This is a genomic window from Sutcliffiella deserti, assembly GCF_020037475.1.
In the GTDB taxonomy this organism is placed as follows: Bacteria; Bacillota; Bacilli; order Bacillales; family Bacillaceae_I; genus Sutcliffiella_A; species Sutcliffiella_A deserti.
Genome location: NZ_JAIQDB010000007.1, coordinates 61,818 through 79,349 on the forward strand (window position 1 = coordinate 61,818; position 17,532 = coordinate 79,349).

Genomic DNA, 17,532 nt, shown 5'->3' on the forward strand with positions numbered 1-17,532 from the left:
TAGGCAACCGATCACGTTGTTAGCAAGACCTTTACTAGAATTTTGTAGAGGCCTTTTTTATTGAAACCTTTACTGTTATGGTAAGGGTTTTTTTGTTGTTAAAGATTAATTTTTTAAGTAAAAACACGTTTGAACATAAAGCTTAATTAGTGGAGGAATGACATGGAAAGCTGGATAAAGGAAGTTATGGAGCAGTTTGGATACATAGGGATATTTCTTGTGATGACACTGGAAAATGTTTTTCCACCCATCCCTTCAGAAATGATACTTCCCTTGGGCGGGTTTATGACAACCTACACAGAGCTGACAATTCCGGGAATTATACTAGCAGCCTCACTGGGATCTGTTTTTGGTGCAGTCATCCTTTATGGGATAGGACGGGTTCTCGATGCGGACAGGTTAGCCCGATTTGTGGACAGATGGGGATATATTCTACGTGTCAAAAGACACCATATTTATAAAGCAGATGCCTGGTTTGATAAGTATGGCTATTGGACCGTTTTATTTGGTCGCATGATTCCATTAATTCGAAGTCTTATTAGTATTCCAGCTGGGATGTCTAATATGAAATTGGGACTTTTTCTGGTATTCACCACTATCGGAACGGTCATTTGGAATACTTTGCTTGTAATGATTGGCGTTGTTCTAGGTGAATCTTGGAAGGACATCCTTACCTTTATGGAAATCTACTCGACTATCGTTTATTCAGCAGTAGGAGTGATTGGTATTCTTTTTATTTACCTCCTCATCCGTAGAAAGCGAAAGTAGTGTGATGGTTGTTAAAAATTCAGTTTTATCAAAGGAGATATCATTCAATTGTGGGAATTAATTGTAGCAATCATATTGGGAATAGTGGAAGGTTTAACGGAATTCGCCCCAGTTTCATCAACTGGGCATATGATTATTGTTGATGATTTATTACTTAAATCTAACGAGTTATTTTCCCAAGAAGTGGCCAATACTTTTAAAGTGGTCATTCAATTAGGTTCCATTCTGGCTGTTGTTATCCTCTTTAAAGAACGTTTTAAAAACTTGCTTGGGCTCTCCAAAGAACCTAAGGAAAACAAGTCAAAACCCCGCTTACAGCGTAAACAGATTGTAATTGGCCTTTTACCAGCTATTATACTTGGTTTGGCATTTGAAGATTACATTGACGAATATCTATTTTCTATTCATACGGTCGTCTTTGGCTTGATTGCCGGTGCCTTTTTGATGATCATAGCAGACTTGGTTTCTAGAAAAGGATCAAAAACAGAAACAGTTGACCAAATTACCAATAAACAAGCATTCTTTATCGGGCTATTTCAGTGTTTTGCTTTATGGCCTGGATTTTCCCGTTCAGGATCAACCATCTCAGGTGGAGTGATTTTAGGAATGAATCACCGGGCAGCAGCCGATTTCACATTCATCATGGCTGTGCCTATTATGTTAGGTGCAAGCTTTCTATCACTCTATAAAAATTGGATATATTTTAGTGTCGATTTATTACCCTTTTTTATCGCAGGATTTATTAGTGCTTTTATTTTCGCGTTAATATCAATCCGCTTTTTTCTCGCACTTATTAGTAAGATTAAGCTTATTCCGTTTGCAATCTATCGAATCGTACTGGCTATTATTATTTATCTGGTATTCCTATAGAGCACTCAATTCACTCATTCCAGCCTTTAACCGGTTATTTGCTAACCTTCACCTGCCAAATAGATGTTTAGCTCATCCCCTTTCGTGATAAAGACTATTAAACATCAAGTTTAATGGAGGGGATTTTGTGACCTATAAAAAGACAATGGAAAAACTCTCGAATATGAAATTCACAAAACCGGACAAAGTGTTAAGCTTATATTTGCATACCGATCGCAGTCATCCTGATCAGCAAGGTGGCGAATGGAAGATTGCACTAAAGAATGGATTTAATCGATTAGAGGAATATATAGAAGCTAGTAGCAAGGACGAGTTAAAAAGATTACGTGCCATTCGTGAAGATGTGGAAAAGTATGTAGAAAGCATGGAACGTAAAATGCCAAGAGGTCTAATCATATTTGCATCTGCTGATAGCGGACTATGGGAGACGTTTGAATTACAGGTTTCTGTACCAACGAACTTTTATTGGGAGGAGCAGCCTGTACTCGATGAGCTTCAAAAAATGCATCAAGCTTATCCTTTAACTGGATTTGTTCTCATGCAACAAAATGAAATCAAAATTCTTACATCCATTTTCGCTCAGATTGAAGAAAGCGAATCAATGGAATTTGATTTGGCCATTGATGACTGGAGAATGCATCAAGGTCCCTCTCACGACAGTTCAAGTATGGGAAGCGGAGCCATTAAAACCGCTAGCCAGGTGGACCATTATGAAGATCGCATCAAAGCGAATCAAAAAAGATGGGTGAAAAGCCTTGGAAGCAAGCTTGATAAAAAAGCAGCCGATAAACGTTGGGAGAAAATAATATTAGTTGGAGATAAAGAAGAAGCAGAACTGCTAGAAGGATACATGAATAAAAAAGTGGATGCTATCATCCAAAAGAACCTTTTAAACGAAAATGAGAATACTGTTTTGGAGAAGTTATTGGCTTAACTTCAAAGAGCACTACGTCTTGCACTCCAATCAACCGCTTGAGTAACCTAAAAACTAAAACGTATATCTGAAAATATTAAATAACCCGACCAATTTGATCTTGAAACTCAAATTGGATCGGGTTTTCCTTAGGCTAAACCACTTTTGTCCCAGCCTCTTTTTGTCCTTTTGAGACCTTATTAAACAGCTCTTACTTCATTCAAACTCTCAATTAATTAATCCCGTTCATAGACCAGATTTCCATAGACTCTATTATCAGATGTTCTGCTCCGAATAATGTTATTCCTTTAGACTCTTCGCATGCAGGGTATACTCGGGTGGTTAAACTTTTAATCTCATTTACATATACCTCGACCAAAGATTTATCTAAAAGGAACCTCACCTCTAAAGGTTCATTCTCCAAATTTACTTCTCCACCTTGTATTCCTTTGGTTCTTTCCTTCTTATCCAAAGATGTTTTATTTCTATCAACAAAGAAACTATCTTGAGAGTGATCATAATAAAATAACGTTTCTTCACTTCTATTCATCGCTTGCCTTAAAAATAAGCCGTACCTGCCTTCATAAGCATTCTTAAATTTAAGTTTTATTTCTAACATGTCACCTTGTATCTGTTCTAACTGTTCATTAACTTCTGCTATTGTTTTATTTTTTATGTCTATAAGTTTTTCATTACGAAGCTCTTTTACTTGGTCTACAGGTTTTATTCTCATCCGGTCGTCCGTGCCTAAATAAATCTCCACCGGCATTCCGGCGTTATGAGCCCAACCGCTAGCATATTCATATTCAACAGGTCTCTCCCCTTGGGCAATAGTAAAAAGGATTAATTTCTTTGTCACTGGATCGACCATGGCGCTTGGTCCTGTAAAATGAAAATCTCCGAGATCAAAAAGCTGTGGATCCTCTTGATCTGGCGTGAACTTCCCATCCATTTTATCCCATGTACCAACCCAGTAGAACACTTCTACATCAGCCCCCTCACCAACAGGGCTAATAATAAATATGTGTTTTTCTTCCCCTTTTCTATTTTTACCGAGCGGCAGCATAATAGGGAGCTCCCAAACCCTTCCTAGATATGGGTACTTCTTGACATCACTAACATATAAGCAACCTTTAAAATGCCAATCAATAATATTGGTGGACTCGAATAATAGAGCCGTACCACCTTTTCCATTAATTCCAGAACCAACTATTTGAAACCAAGTATCCTCTTCTTTCCATACAAAAGGGTCTCTAAAGCCATCATCATCTAATTGATACCCTTCAGGTTGAAAGATTACTGGATCTTGGTGCTTTTCCCATTTGGCTAAATTTAAATCACCATCTTTTTCGAACGTACTTCTAGCAAGCCCTATCATCTGGTTAGGGAGATATCGGTGATTACCGGCAGTAAAGAATAACACTGGTAAGCCATTTTCATCATAATGAGCACAACCTGACCATGTACCATCTGGATCTACTTCTTCTTGATCAGGCGCTAAAGCTACTGGCTGGTCCTTCCAATGAATTAAATCTTCACTAACCCAATGTCCCCAATGAATATTACCCCAATACGGACCTTGAGGGTTATGCTGATAAAATAGATGGTATTTCCCTTTGAAATAGAGTGGTGCATGCGGTTCATTCATCCAATGTCCTGGAGCAGTAGCATGGTACTGTGGGCGATGTCTATCAGCAGTAAAATCTGCCCGGTCAATACTAATTGTTTCATAACTAATAGAATGAGGAATTCTCCCGTTCACAGGTTCTAAATAAGAATGGTACTGCTTCAAGATTTCGTCTTCACCTAATGCCCTTCTATAAATCTCGACTTTATCCATCAAACCCATAAAAGTATTAAGTGAAAATGTATCCGCTACGACAAAAGGATTGTTATTTTTTCCAACGATTAGATCTACTTCAGCAGGAACAATTTTTCCTCCTTGCGTCTTTTTTGAACCGATCAGGTCTCCATTCAAATATAATTTCATGAAACCTTCATGACTATCAAAGGTTGCTACTACATGGGACCAAACATCCTTTGGAAGAAAATGATTTTCTCCCCACACTTCTTCCCAGCCACTTGTTAAGCCTAGCTGGAATGAGAGTTGACCATGCTTATGAAAACCTAAGATAAATCCTTTCTCTTCCACTAAATGATGCTGGTTAATAAGAGCAGTTAATCGTTCGTCTTCTATCCCACCAAAGGCATGAGGCGCTATCCACAATGAAAATGTCAATGCACCTTTATCATAAGTGAATTTTCTACCATCACGCTGTATATAGACGGAGAACCCATCAAACCATAGAGCATTTCCAGAGATTCCTTTTCTTCGTTTAATTTGTCTATCTGGTTGAAAAAGTGCTTTTTCAAATATATATTGAACTTTGTCGTGGATATTGGTCACTTCGTCTAGCGTCTTGGTTCCATCTTGTTCTTCAAAGCACCACCTTGCTATAAGATCAGTTTTAATGCTTTTATTCATAAGAGCTGTACCACCCTCTCAAAAATATTTATATCTAACTCTTTAAAACTTCTTCTATACTTGGAATGGCAGAGATAGCTCCAATTTTTGTACAAACCAATCCTCCTACTTTATTGCTGAAGGAGATTATTTCCTTCAATAGCTGGAAATCTTCTGAAATTTCTTTAGGGTCATCTTCCTTAGCAAACCGGAATAAGGCAGCCCCCACAAAAGCATCACCAGCGCCAGTAGAGTCAATGGACTCAACTGGAATGCTAGAAATAATTTCTTGATTTATCCCATTTGAGAGAAAGGTTCCTTCTTTTCCAAGTGTCACAGCTATTATTTTGGCACCAAGTTTATGTAAGTCTTGAACACCTTTAGTTAAATCGTCCGTTCCGGTAATAATTTTTAATTCTTCGTCACTTACTTTTACAAAATCTGCTAAGGCGATTCCCTGTTTGACTAAGTACACGAACTGACTTTCTCTACCTTTCCAAAGGTCTAACCGATAGTTAGGATCAAATGAAATAAACTTTCCTTCTTTACTCGCTGCTATTATTGTATTTAAATAGGTCGTCTGAAACGGGTCCTTTAAAAGGGCTGTTGCTGAACCAAAATGGAGTATTCCAGCTTCCTTCAGTTTATCCTTATCAAGCTCCTCCTCCATTAAGTAGGCATCTGCACCACGATTAAACACAAAATCTCTTTCTCCATTTTTCTTTAAGGATACAAATGCCAGAGTAGTCGGGTTGTCCTTGTCTAACAACAACATCGATGTATCCACCTGAATCTCATCTAATGTATTTTTCAGGAAGTGTCCAAAAGGGTCGTCCCCCACCTTTCCGCTAAATAAGGCACTGCCTCCTAACTTCACTATCGCTGCGCATACATTTGCTGGAGCACCTCCTGCTTGCTTTTCGAATTTTTTACCTTCTATTAAAGTAATATCGATGTCTGTACAGAAAAAATCTATTAACAATTCTCCGATGCATATGACACTTGCATTCTTGCTCATATAAGACCCACCTCTCATAATATAAGTGCTAGTGATAGTGGCCTGTTCATCCCCTGCAAGCAGAAAGCGGTGCTCTCAAAGGTGTTTGGAAGCTCGAGGGGTACCTGCTCGTGCTAAACACTAACCAAACTTAAAATTTTTGCTTTCTTAAACGGCTAGATAATTGAAAAGCTCTAACCAGATAATTCGATTAGAGCTTTTCTCTATTTATAATCTTCACTACTCCCAGATTGAGTGGAGTTCGTTGAGCTTTAATTGACGTATGTTAGTTGAACCCTCTTGTGAAAAGAAACTTATAGTCTTGTATACCTCACTTGGGAAAACTAGACTCGTTACCGCAACCTCCCCATCATTTGCAAAGACTTCGATGGAGGAAGTATCAACAAAGATTTGAAGAATAACCTTGCCATTATTTAATTTCAAAGGAGCTTCTTGAACAGTGGCGAATGAATCCGAAAAACTATTATCTCCACCATTCGTTCGATCTACTAGTAACATTTCTCTCTTAGAATCGTAACTTATCGTCGTTTTTTCTTCAGATGTGTTATGAATAGATAGACCAAAGGAAGAAGCTTTCTGCTTTTCAAACTCTACCACTACCTCTGCTAATGTTCCGATGTTATAAGAAAGAGAATTATTTTCTTCAACGATAACCCCTTTGTACTCTTTTGTTCCTCCACGAATAGAGTTAACTTCAGCTACTGGCCTTTGTATAATTCTAATTCCAACATCTGTTGAGTTTAAAGATAATTCTCTTGGTAATGTCATGGCACTGCGCCATTCTTCGGTTGGAACTTGGTTCGCGTAGCGCCAATTGCTCATCCAACCAATATAGATACGTCTATCATCTTCAGTGGGAATATCAGACCAACTCACACCTGCATAATTATCCCTGCCATGGTCTAACCAAAGTACTGTTTCTTCAGAGTAATTATTCACAAATGTAGTACCATCAAAATCCCCTACAAAATACTGCGTTCTTGAACCCTCTTTAAACTCTGGGTTATCGCCAATACTAACGAGCATTACCCATTTTTTGTTTTCTTTATCTCCATCAACAGGCAATTGGAATAGATCCGGGCATTCCCAAACCCCATCATGCGATCCGTCTTTCGTTCCAAACTCACTAGCAAACTCCCAATTTATTAAATTTGGTGAAGTATAGATCGTTACTGTTTGGCCAGTAGCGAGTACCATCACCCACCTGTTTGTTTCATGATGCCAAAATACTTTTGGATCACGGTAGTCTGTAATATTAACATCAGATAACACCGGGTTTCCCTCATAAGTTATCCATGTTCTACCGTTGTCTTGGCTATACGCCAGACTTTGTCTTTGGCGTGGTCGGTCTGAGTCAGGATAGGTATCCGCATGTGTGAAGATCGCTACCAGTCCTGGACCTTTCTTAAATAGTCCAGATGTATTATTCCAATCTACAACAGCACTACCGGAAAAAATGGCACCGTGCTCATCAGGAAATAGCGCTATTGGAAGCTCTTCCCAATGTATTAAATCTTTACTAACCGCATGTCCCCAATGCATTGGCCCCCATGTAGTGCTATGAGGATGATATTGGTAGAAAAGGTGATACTCTTCATTAAAGTAGACCATTCCATTTGGGTCATTCATCCATTTTTCTTTAGGTGAGAAATGAAATTGATTGCGATGTTTTTCTTTATAGTGAACTGTCATAAACACTCTCTCCTTTAAATTAGTCTAATTAGTTGTTTGGCCAAAGATTGAATAGAAAAAGTATCAAGCACCTCCCACAATAGGCATAAGATCCTATTTCGGGTGGTGCCAGACATCTAGAAACTATTGATTACTGTCTATCAAATCCAGCTTGTTTAATTTCTAACCATTCAGATAAACCTAGACGTTCTAATTCTTCTAAATAGTCCTCCCACTCTGCTTCCACTTGTCCATTAGAAATCCATTCCGCTCGTTTTCTATTTACAAATGGCATTAAATCTGCCTCTATTGTAGAAAGACGATCAAGTTCCTCTTTATCGAAGAATACTCTTGGATAAATGTTATCTGCTTGCATATGTGGAACCATCACTTCTTTCATTAAGTTTAGTCTCCAAGCAGCATCATCCGGTTTCGTTGTCACTGTTCCATAATAGCTATCTAATATCGCTAATGGCCCACCAACCGAAGTTTTTTCTCTTAATTCTACTGGAGCAGTACCATCTAAAGGTAAGTGTCTTAGCATTTCAGCACTTTCATCCCATTCGAAAATATTTTGTATGTCTTCATCACCAAACGTACCCCAGTTATTTTGTACAGATTGAGCAGGGTCATATAGTTCATCAATCCATTTAGCAGTTAATTCAAGGTTTTCATTAGCACTTGTAATAACCATTCTAGAACGATCAAATCCCATTCCATTCGTTCGTGTAACATTCTTATGCCCATCAGGACCAAATAGAGGAGGCATTAAATCAAAGGTATCATTCATTCCTGAAATATTTCCTTTATCCCATGTAAAGTACATGCCGTATCGACCTTCTTGTCCTTTTGCAACATATGCTGGCCATTCGTGTTCAAACGCTTCAATATCCAGTAGATTTTCTTCATATAATTCGTTCATGAATTTAATTGCTTCAACATAACCTTCTTCAGCAGCTGTTAATTTCACTTCTCCTTCATTTGTTACAACTGTACGATCCCAGTTATCCCCTAAACCGAATGATCCAAATAAGAAACCAGGATCTTGCCCTCCATCATTTATAATGAAGGACATCGGAATTGTTTGTCCGTCACCAGCTGGATCGTTATCTCTAAAAGCAATTAACACTTCTTTTAATTCATCAGTTGTAGTGGGCATGTCTAATCCTAATTCATCTAACCATTCCACATTAATCCACGGGAAGTTATCAACCGAGTGTTTACTTTCTCTACCCTCGCCTAGTTCTTCAATCCAAGGGAAGGCATAAATGTTGCCATCTGGTGCAGTCATCATTGCTCTATATTCTGGTGCCTTTTCAAGAACTGCCTGTAAGTTAGGCATATGGTTATCTATTAAATCGTTAAGCGGAATAATTGCTTCATCTTCTGCTAGTTTTAATAATTCATAGTCACTAAATCCTGCATTCTTTATTGCATCTGGCATTTCACCTGTAGCCATTGCCAAGTTTCTTCTTTCACCAAACACTTCACCTGTAAAGTTTCTCCAATCAATATGAACACCTGTTTTCTCTTCTAAGCGTTGATATATCAATTTTTCATTAGGGTCGTCAGGAGCTAGAGGCGAACTTGAAGTCATTATTTTTAGTGAAATATCCTCTTGTTCCAGCGGGAAAGTAATGTTTTCTAATTCATAATCATCTGACCAGGTTTGCTCTGAATTATTTGAACACCCTGCTATTAAGAGGATACTTGTGAGTAATGAAGCCAATAGAACCTTATACATTTTTCTCATTATAAAACCTCATTTCAATTTTTATTTTAATGATCCAACCATAACTCCTTTTTCAAAATACTTTTGGAAGAATGGATACATTATTAATAACGGTAGACTTGCAAGAACAATGGATGAGTACTTAATCATCTCGGCAATTCTTTGCATCTCAGCACGTGCCAATTGATCTGTTATCATGCCTGGTTGAACTTCGTTTTGGATAAGAATTTCTCTTAATACCAGTTGCAACGGATAAAGAGATCTGTCATCAAGATAAATCATCGCTTGGAAATATGCATTCCATTGTCCAATAAAAGCAAAAAGTGCGAGAACAAAAATTATTGGTTTAGCTAATGGTAAAATGATCTTCCAGAAAATCATAAGATCGGATGCACCATCTATCCTTGCCGCTTCTTTCAACTCATTTGGAATTGCTTTGAAATAAGTTCTTGCAAGGATAAGATTCCATACACCTACCGCTCCTGGTAGAATAATTGCCCAAGGTGTATTTAATAATCCTAATGACCTAACAACTAAATAAGTGGGAATCATTCCTCCATTAAAAAACATTGCAACCAGAAAGAATATTACGAAAAATTTCTTACCGACTAAATCATCAATGGATAATGCATAACCAGCAAGAACCGTAAAGGATATCGCAATAAAGGTGAATCCTGATGCGTAAAGAATAGAATTAAGAAAGCCCCTCATAATCGAACCGTCCTGAAATATCCGTACATACCCGCCAATCGTCCAGTGATCTGGATTCAATGAAAGGCCTTTGGTTAGAAGGATATGGGGCTGCAAGAAAGATCCAAGTAGAACATATAAGAGAGGAACAGTTACAATGACAACAATTAAACTCAACAACACCTTATTAATAAAAAGAATAGTTCGGTCTGTTTTTGAGCTGTTTAGTAATTGAGTGCTCTTTCTATTTCTCATCGTATTTTTTCCTCCTTTCTAATAGAGAGTCTCCCCTTTGAGTTTTTTCACTACCTGGTTTGCTGTCGCAAGTAAGGCCAAGCCAATAACTGTATTGAATAGTCCAACCGCTGCTCCAAATGACCAATCTCCAGCTAGCAATCCTCGTTTATACACATAAGTGTCAATGATTTCTGAAGCAGGTAAGTTTCTATCTGTTTGTAACAGGTATGCTTTTTCAAATCCAACACCCATAATTCCACCAATTGAGAGGATGAACAATACGGCCATTACAGGTTTAAGGGTTTGTAAGTCAATATGCCAAATTCTCTGTAAAAGGGATGCGCCGTCAATGGTCGCTGCATCATGCAATTGCGGGTCCGTATTAGAAAGGGCAGCAACATAAACAATTGAAGCAAAGCCGGCAGCTTGCCAAATGCCTGAAGTGATAAAAATCGTCCTAAAATAAGACGGATCAGACATAAACGAAACAGGGCGGTCCATGAAGGTACCTAATATTGCGTTTATTGGTCCTGCCGGAGATAGGAAGATGAATAACATCCCAGCGATAACAACCGTTGAAATAAAGTACGGTGCGTAAATAACCAATTGAATGTTCTTCTTAATCTGTGCTCTTCTCACTTGATGTAACATAAGTGCTAATATGACAGGGACAGGAAAGCCAATAAGAAGCTCATAAGAACTTAATTTGATTGTATTTAAGAAAATCTGCAAAAAGTTAGGAGACGTTAAGAAACTTGTAAAGTGGTAGAATCCAACCCAATCGCTTCCCCAAATTCCTTTTGTTACGCTGAAATTTTGGAATGCAATAAGCACACCATACATTGGTATATAGTTGAAGATAAAGACGGAAAGTAATGCAGGTGTCAAAAACAAATACAAAACCCAGTTTTTCTTAATATAGGACACTCGGCTTTGTTTTCTTTTCACTGTTTTAGGGACTTTAGGTACCCGATTAGAAACATCTATTGTTTTTGCCAATGGGTCCAAATCCTGAGCCATAAATATCACCCCTTAGTAAATAAGTAAGATAGCGCTTTCTTGTTTTAAATATAGCAAACTATTAAAAGACGATATTTTAATATTTTCGGATTAGTATGTTTAAATTCTTTGGTAGTTGAAAACGGTTACAATATTATTAATAAGAATTCAATATCTTATAAAGTTCCAATCTATAAAGAAAGCCCTCTAGTATGTACTAGAAGGCTCTAACCAATTTTAGGTTTTAAGTGATGCTGCTTTCTTTTCTAGGAAAAGAGTATGATGCTATTTTCGTCATAACATAACCAATTAAGCTCATACCGAAAACAAATATTAACGCGGGTATGATCATATAAGAATATAGAACAATTGCTAACAGAGCTAGTAAGTAGATGGTATGGAAAGGCTTTGCAATAGCTAGAATGACTGCATGCTTAGGATATTGCAAGAGCTTCAAGTCAAAATGAACAAATATAGGAAATACATATAATAAAGTCAACAAGTAAACAAATCCTATCACAACAGTTGCGCTAGCTAAAGCTAACTGCAGAATGCTGTTATCTAAAAGCTGTAGCACTTTAATATCCAGATACAAAATAAGTCCAGTAAATAAGACTAGGTAACCAACGATATTCGACATAAGAAATTCTGATTTGAACTTTTTCCAAAATAGCGGAAAGATAGAGGGATCCTCGTCCTCCATAATCATTTGTTTAAGAACAGCAAATAATGCTGCGGTAGCTGGGAAGAATCCTACTATAAAAAGTCCTAGTAAAGAAAATGAAAACCATAGAATATTTAAAAAGACTAAATTGAAAGCTAAATTTCCTAGTCTAATGTACCATTGAGACATATCAAACATGCCTTGCACACCTCCATCATTATTAAAAATACTCCATCACTCTTTTACTTTAACAAAAGGGTAGAAGCGAATAGTTTAATATTTTTGGCCGCAGGCATTTAATATATTTGGATTTTGAAAACGATTACAAAAACCCCTAGCTACTAAAAGCTAGAGGGAGGTGCCTGCTAGTCCACTTCAGTTGCTTGTAATGCTGCATCTATTTTTGCGACGGCATCATCTGCCGCTTGCTTCACGTCTCTCCCCTTTATTCCTACTTCCTCAAATAATACTTTAATCGCATCGCTTATTACTGAATAAGAGGAAGTAACTGGTCTGTTTCTTGAATATTTTTGACCTTGTTGAATAAAGATATTTTTGGGATACTCGTTAAGTTCAGGTAAACTATTTGCTACGGAGTATCTTGCAGGGATTTCTCCTGTAATTTCAACGAATTTTTTTGAACCTTCATAACTTGTAACATATTTAACAAATTCCCATGCTTCATCCGGGTATTCAGTTTGTGAAGAGATCCCGACAGCCCAGCCCCCACTTGGAGCAACTTGGTATTTTCCTTTAGGTAATGGTGCAACACCAAAATCTTCTTCTAGGGTAAAATCAGGGACATTGTTCAGGTCTAAAAGATCCCAAGATCCTAATACTGTCATAGCAAGTTTATTCGTTTCCAAAGCTGCAGGAGGTAGTTCCATTGTGGCGACATTGTGTTTAAGGTATAGATCTTGATAGAATTGTAACGCCTTTAAAGAATCTTCCGAGTTTAAATAACCATCGGCTGTTGTACCATCGGGACTCAATACACTTCCCCCGAACTGCCAAAGGATAGGCATTTTAAAATATGCAGGGCCTTCTCCATCACCAAATCCTTGTGCAGGATCTATCCCGTACACACCCTCTTTTGGATTATGTATTTTCAAAGCAATCTCAAGAACTTCTTCCCATGTTAGTGGATTGTCTGGATCTTCAGATGGAAAAGGAATATCTGCCTCTCTGAATAAATGCTTATTATAATATAAGGCAATACTTGATTCTACAATTGGAGCAAGATAAATTTCCCCATCATACGTTAGTCCAGTAATTGTCGGTTTTAGGATATCGGCAAGATTGCCTTCTTCTTTCATATAACGACTGATTGATAATAGCGTTCCAGCTTTAGCATACAGCCCTAAATTTGGACTATCAATTGTCATAATATCTGGATGGTTTCCAGCAGCTAATTCTGTTCGCAATCGTAATTCATATTCTTGCCCCCAATATAGAGCCTGCATATTTATCTTGATATTTGGATTAGCAGCTTCAAAATCTGCAACCAACTGGTCATATGCTTTATTAAACTGGTCATTCCCTAAATTCCGCCAAAATGTTAGCTCAATTTGTTCTGTTTCTTCCACTTCTTCCCCTTTGTTTTTCTCATTGGAAGAAAGAATATCCGTAAAAAACATCATATAACAAACTGCCAAAATGATGGTTAAAGGAATAATGATAATAGCTACTCTTTTCATCCAATCCACTCTCTTTCTTTACACTACTTATTCGCTTGTATGAAGTGTTTTGCGATATTCGGCTGGTGTTTGTCCAAATTGCTTCTTGAAAACAGTACTAAAGTACCCCGAATTAGAAAAGCCGACTAAGTGTGCGACATCAATTATTTTAAGTTGGGGATCACCCAAAAACAGTCTAGCATTTTCCATTCGAAGATTATTAAGATAATCACTAAAGTTCTGACCCACGTGAGCTTTAAAGATTTCAGATAAATAAGCACTATTTATGTGAAATTGTTTGGAAAGGAGAGAAAGTGAGATCTCGCTTGCATAATGGTTTTCTAAAAAGCGGCATACATTTTGAACTAATTCTGCTCCGCTTGATGAAGAACGAACTTTATTTATTGTCTTCATGATGGACTGTGCTAAATGGTCAAGCTGCTCCTTAACTCTATGTTGGGAATTCAGCTCCCATATGCTTTGCTGACAGTTCCAGATTTTATTATTAATTTCGTTATTCTCAATATCATATTTCTTCGCTAGTGATCCTAATAAAAATAGCACGCGATTGGCCATGAAGGAAAAGGACATCATTGATTGGTTTTTTTCAATAATTTCATGTACAAGAGCTCTAAATGATAGAAGGTCGACAGCTTCAATTGAATTCGTTAGTCTTTTCTCAAAATCAGGGGTATAATCAAATACTTCATTTGTTACCCCCTTTTCCATAACTTGTGAGCGTATACCGACCTGACTTTGACTCCAAGTTAGCAATGATGAAATATATCCTTTTTTGAATTGGTGTAATCCTATAACAACTTCACCTATTCCAATAACCGTTTCCACAGGCAAATATCTGTTTATCTTTGCCTGTAAGCTTCTAATAAAGCTTGATGTCTCCGTTAATGGATCTCTATCTATGCAATGTATAAAGTGAATCATATTTGCATAACTCGTATCATAGAACGCATATGTTGCCTCGGCCATTTCTGCAAACTCTTTACATAGCATTTTAAAAGGCAACCAAAGTTCTTTTCCTTTTTCAACTTCTGAACCTCTCATTTCAACCGTCACAAATTGAACCTTTATATTCTCCTTGGCTAACTCTTCTAACTTTAATTGTTTCAATCTATCATTTGCAAAATCAAATTTATTAAATTCTTCTTTTACTAGGTATAGCAAATATTGTTCACGCATTTCTTCTAGCTGGTTATACACTTGGCGAATCATATGTTCAGATTCTTTTTGCTTTTTCTTTTGTTCCTCCATTTCATAACGGATTCTTTGTAGAGCCTCCACTAGTTCATCTGGAGCAACAGGTTTTAAGAGATAGTCTTTAACTCCCGCCTGCATTGTTGCTTTAGCGTATTCAAAGTCAGAATAACCGGATAAAACAATTATTTTTAAATTGGGAAACTCTTGATGACTTCGTTTCACAAATTCGATTCCGTCCATTATAGGCATTCGAACATCAGTAATTACAACGTCTATTTCACGTTGTCGTAACTTCTCCATTGCTTCCTGTCCATTTGATGCCTCATCAACGATTTCGAAACCCTCTTGATTCCAATCAATTTTCATTCGCAACCCTTTACGGATTTGAATTTCATCATCACATATCAGAACTTTCATCATGTATATCCCCCTTAATCTTTATACATAATGTTATCTTGGTTCCTTGATCCTTTTGAGTATCAATCCGGAATGAAAAATCATCCCCGTAGTATAACTTCAATCTACCAAGGACATTTTTTAACCCAATGCTTGTCCCTGTACTAGCTAGCACATTCGTTGTGTCACTGTTAAAATCTTCACTCATTATATCTGCTATAACTTCCTCTGACATTCCTATTCCATTATCTTCTACAGAAATATATATAAGATTTGATTCCTTCTTTGTCCTAATTGTTATTTCAGCGTAGGTGTTTTCTATAAAACTATATTTTGCTGCATTTTCAACAAGCGGCTGCACAATAAATTTAATGATAGGCAAGGATTTTGTTTTTGGATCTTCTACAATTTTAATAGAAATAGCGTCTTCATATCTTACCTTTAGAATGTCTGTGAAATTTCGTATATAATTTATTTCTTGACCTAATGTCACGACATCACTATGCGTATTTAAGGAATATACCATCATTCTTCCTAAGTGGACGCTTACATTTATAACATCCTTATTCTTCCCTTGTGCAGCTAGTCCCCCAATAATCTCGAGTGTATTATTCATGAAATGAGGATTTATTTGCAGTAATAATGCTTTATATTCAGCGTCTTTTCTACGAATATTAGCTTCATACTCAATCTTTATCAAGCTGTTCAAGCGGTCAATCGTCTGATCAAAAACTTTAATCAAATAACCAATTTCATGCTTTGGCAATTTAGAAGGCATGTTCTGCTTTGCACCTGTAAAGTCCCCACGTTCCATATATCCCATGGCATTATTCAGTTTGCCAAGCGGTCGTACAATATTAGTTGAAAATAAATAAGAGGCAATAATTGTTAAAATGAAAATAATGGCACTTGTAAGTAATAACCGTTTTTGCAACTCATCTATTTTAAAAAACAGTTCCGATTTTGTAATTTCACTAAATAAAACCCAGTCGCCGACCGTTAGCTTTTGAAAAAACACAAGGTATTCTTCGCCATTATGTGCTGTTTCTATCAAACCTTGTTTATCCCTGCTATTCACAATTCTCTTTAAACTATCATCCAGAACAGATTCAGGTGTATGCATTCCACCGGTTAAAACATTCTCCCCTTGATTATTAAGTAAATAAACACGGCCATTTTCTCCGAGTTTAACTTTATTTAATGCAGTTTCCAACAGCGAGGTAGGAAGATTTACTTTAATCACTCCAGATGAACTCAATGTGTAGATATCATACAGCGGAATAATAAAACTGTTAACGTAGTTTTGTTGATATTGTTGCTGATATGCATCAGTATGTGCTCTTATCCAACGTTGGTTATTCTCAGAGTAATCTTTATACCACTCAACTTCAGATAAAAACGGATGATTTATCCAAATACCAGTTCCGTCATTTAAGAACACTGAAGTAGACATCGTATTGGAATTATTTAGAGTCATGGAAGACAACCAGCTTCTTAATTCATTCCTTATAAAATGAAGCTCAGCTAGCGCTGCATCTTCCTTCTCTAACTGAAGCCATTGTTGTGTCGTTTGATTCACTAGTACTTGTTTCCCCAGATCCTCCGCTTGAGTTGCAATAGAATCCATATAAAGAGAATATTGATCCATCATATCAAGCGTGTAATCCTCCGTTTGAGCTTCAATCTCCGATGTAAACCAACTCGGTATAATAAAAGACAAAACGAGAAATGGAAACGTTAACAAAAGTGTAAAAATTAAAAATAGACGATTACGCAACGAAAAGAACATTTATTTCCCCCAGAAAGGTTATCTTTAGCAAAAGAATTAGAACGTATCTTCACTATTCTATTTAATTTATCAGAAGAGAGTGAACCTGTCACTCCCCTAAATCTTGCTAAAAATAGGTGTTTGATGTCCGGTGCATAGAAGCAATCGGAATCAAACACCTACTATTACTTGGCTAAATAACCGGATACTCCGCCTCATAAATCGGCTCTGTGTAATAAGGGGGACGCGGACCGATCTTCGGCATCGGCCACGCATTAGATAGATATACCATTTTAACTTTTGCCTTAGATTGATTAATCAACAATAGTTTGACTTCTGGATTAAATTCATACCGCATGTTTATGGCCTCCTTTGCTATTTTTTAGTATCAAGGTTGGGGACTTTGTTGCGGGGGACCACTGGATATTGGGAAGCTTTGGTCTCATTCGCC

Annotated in this window: 14 protein-coding genes; 3 read left to right on the forward strand and 11 right to left on the reverse strand. The window is 37.2% G+C overall.

Features of this window, described 5'->3' with window-relative positions; genetic code table 11:
• Positions 1-162: 162 nt before the first annotated feature.
• The 3 genes from K9B36_RS12720 (at position 163) to K9B36_RS12730 (ending at position 2,572) form a co-directional block, all read left to right on the forward strand.
• Positions 163-768, forward strand: coding sequence for a DedA family protein (locus K9B36_RS12720; protein WP_223702531.1), 606 nt, complete (start codon positions 163-165; stop codon positions 766-768).
• A 42-nt stretch (positions 769-810) separates the two neighbouring features.
• Positions 811-1,638, forward strand: a complete 828-nt coding sequence (locus K9B36_RS12725; RefSeq protein WP_223702665.1) for an undecaprenyl-diphosphate phosphatase — start codon at positions 811-813, stop codon at positions 1,636-1,638.
• A gap of 127 nt (positions 1,639-1,765) precedes the next feature.
• Positions 1,766-2,572: a VLRF1 family aeRF1-type release factor gene (locus K9B36_RS12730; protein ID WP_223702533.1), complete on the forward strand. Its 807-nt coding sequence runs from the start codon at positions 1,766-1,768 to the stop codon at positions 2,570-2,572.
• A gap of 211 nt (positions 2,573-2,783) precedes the next feature.
• Here the strand turns inward: K9B36_RS12730 and K9B36_RS12735 are convergent, their stop codons facing one another.
• The 11 genes from K9B36_RS12735 to K9B36_RS12785 form a co-directional block, all read right to left on the reverse strand.
• Positions 2,784-5,036, reverse strand: a complete 2,253-nt coding sequence (locus K9B36_RS12735; RefSeq protein ID WP_223702535.1) for a GH32 C-terminal domain-containing protein — start codon at positions 5,034-5,036, stop codon at positions 2,784-2,786.
• Between the two features lie 34 nt (positions 5,037-5,070).
• Complete coding sequence (locus K9B36_RS12740) at positions 5,071-6,033, reverse strand: carbohydrate kinase family protein (RefSeq protein ID WP_223702537.1); 963 nt, start codon at positions 6,031-6,033, stop codon at positions 5,071-5,073.
• A gap of 219 nt (positions 6,034-6,252) precedes the next feature.
• Positions 6,253-7,725 (reverse strand): glycoside hydrolase family 32 protein, encoded by a 1,473-nt coding sequence (locus K9B36_RS12745; RefSeq protein ID WP_223702538.1) that lies wholly within the window; start codon positions 7,723-7,725, stop codon positions 6,253-6,255.
• A 130-nt stretch (positions 7,726-7,855) separates the two neighbouring features.
• Positions 7,856-9,457: a type 2 periplasmic-binding domain-containing protein gene (locus K9B36_RS12750; protein WP_223702540.1), complete on the reverse strand. Its 1,602-nt coding sequence runs from the start codon at positions 9,455-9,457 to the stop codon at positions 7,856-7,858.
• A gap of 21 nt (positions 9,458-9,478) precedes the next feature.
• A complete protein-coding gene (locus tag K9B36_RS12755) occupies positions 9,479-10,381 on the reverse strand; it encodes a carbohydrate ABC transporter permease (RefSeq protein WP_223702542.1) in 903 nt (300 codons plus the stop codon).
• Positions 10,382-10,399: 18 nt separating this feature from the next.
• Positions 10,400-11,383: an ABC transporter permease gene (locus K9B36_RS12760; protein WP_223702544.1), complete on the reverse strand. Its 984-nt coding sequence runs from the start codon at positions 11,381-11,383 to the stop codon at positions 10,400-10,402.
• A 223-nt stretch (positions 11,384-11,606) separates the two neighbouring features.
• A complete protein-coding gene (locus K9B36_RS12765) occupies positions 11,607-12,224 on the reverse strand; it encodes a YesL family protein (protein WP_223702546.1) in 618 nt (205 codons plus the stop codon).
• Between the two features lie 167 nt (positions 12,225-12,391).
• Entirely contained in the window at positions 12,392-13,723 is a 1,332-nt protein-coding gene (locus K9B36_RS12770) for an ABC transporter substrate-binding protein (protein ID WP_223702548.1), read from the reverse strand.
• A 27-nt stretch (positions 13,724-13,750) separates the two neighbouring features.
• Positions 13,751-15,337, reverse strand: a complete 1,587-nt coding sequence (locus K9B36_RS12775) for a response regulator transcription factor (protein ID WP_223702550.1) — start codon at positions 15,335-15,337, stop codon at positions 13,751-13,753.
• A complete protein-coding gene (locus tag K9B36_RS12780) occupies positions 15,315-17,102 on the reverse strand; it encodes a sensor histidine kinase (protein WP_223702552.1) in 1,788 nt (595 codons plus the stop codon). Before K9B36_RS12780 ends, K9B36_RS12775 begins: the two co-directional genes overlap by 23 nt.
• 172 nt (positions 17,103-17,274) lie before the next feature.
• Positions 17,275-17,439: a hypothetical protein gene (locus K9B36_RS12785; RefSeq protein WP_223702554.1), complete on the reverse strand. Its 165-nt coding sequence runs from the start codon at positions 17,437-17,439 to the stop codon at positions 17,275-17,277.
• Between the last annotated feature and the right edge of the window lie 93 nt (positions 17,440-17,532).

Coding starts and splice junctions, on each gene's coding strand:
- K9B36_RS12750 (WP_223702540.1), bottom strand. CDS start 9,457: ATGAGAAAAATGTATAAGGTTCTATTGGCTTCATTACTCACAAGTATC.
- K9B36_RS12740 (WP_223702537.1), bottom strand. CDS start 6,033: ATGAGCAAGAATGCAAGTGTCATATGCATCGGAGAATTGTTAATAGAT.
- K9B36_RS12770 (WP_223702548.1), bottom strand. CDS start 13,723: ATGAAAAGAGTAGCTATTATCATTATTCCTTTAACCATCATTTTGGCA.
- K9B36_RS12745 (WP_223702538.1), bottom strand. CDS start 7,725: ATGACAGTTCACTATAAAGAAAAACATCGCAATCAATTTCATTTCTCA.
- K9B36_RS12720 (WP_223702531.1), top strand. CDS start 163: ATGGAAAGCTGGATAAAGGAAGTTATGGAGCAGTTTGGATACATAGGG.
- K9B36_RS12785 (WP_223702554.1), bottom strand. CDS start 17,439: ATGCGGTATGAATTTAATCCAGAAGTCAAACTATTGTTGATTAATCAA.
- K9B36_RS12755 (WP_223702542.1), bottom strand. CDS start 10,381: ATGAGAAATAGAAAGAGCACTCAATTACTAAACAGCTCAAAAACAGAC.
- K9B36_RS12765 (WP_223702546.1), bottom strand. CDS start 12,224: ATGTTTGATATGTCTCAATGGTACATTAGACTAGGAAATTTAGCTTTC.
- K9B36_RS12775 (WP_223702550.1), bottom strand. CDS start 15,337: ATGATGAAAGTTCTGATATGTGATGATGAAATTCAAATCCGTAAAGGG.
- K9B36_RS12780 (WP_223702552.1), bottom strand. CDS start 17,102: ATGTTCTTTTCGTTGCGTAATCGTCTATTTTTAATTTTTACACTTTTG.
- K9B36_RS12735 (WP_223702535.1), bottom strand. CDS start 5,036: ATGAATAAAAGCATTAAAACTGATCTTATAGCAAGGTGGTGCTTTGAA.
- K9B36_RS12760 (WP_223702544.1), bottom strand. CDS start 11,383: ATGGCTCAGGATTTGGACCCATTGGCAAAAACAATAGATGTTTCTAAT.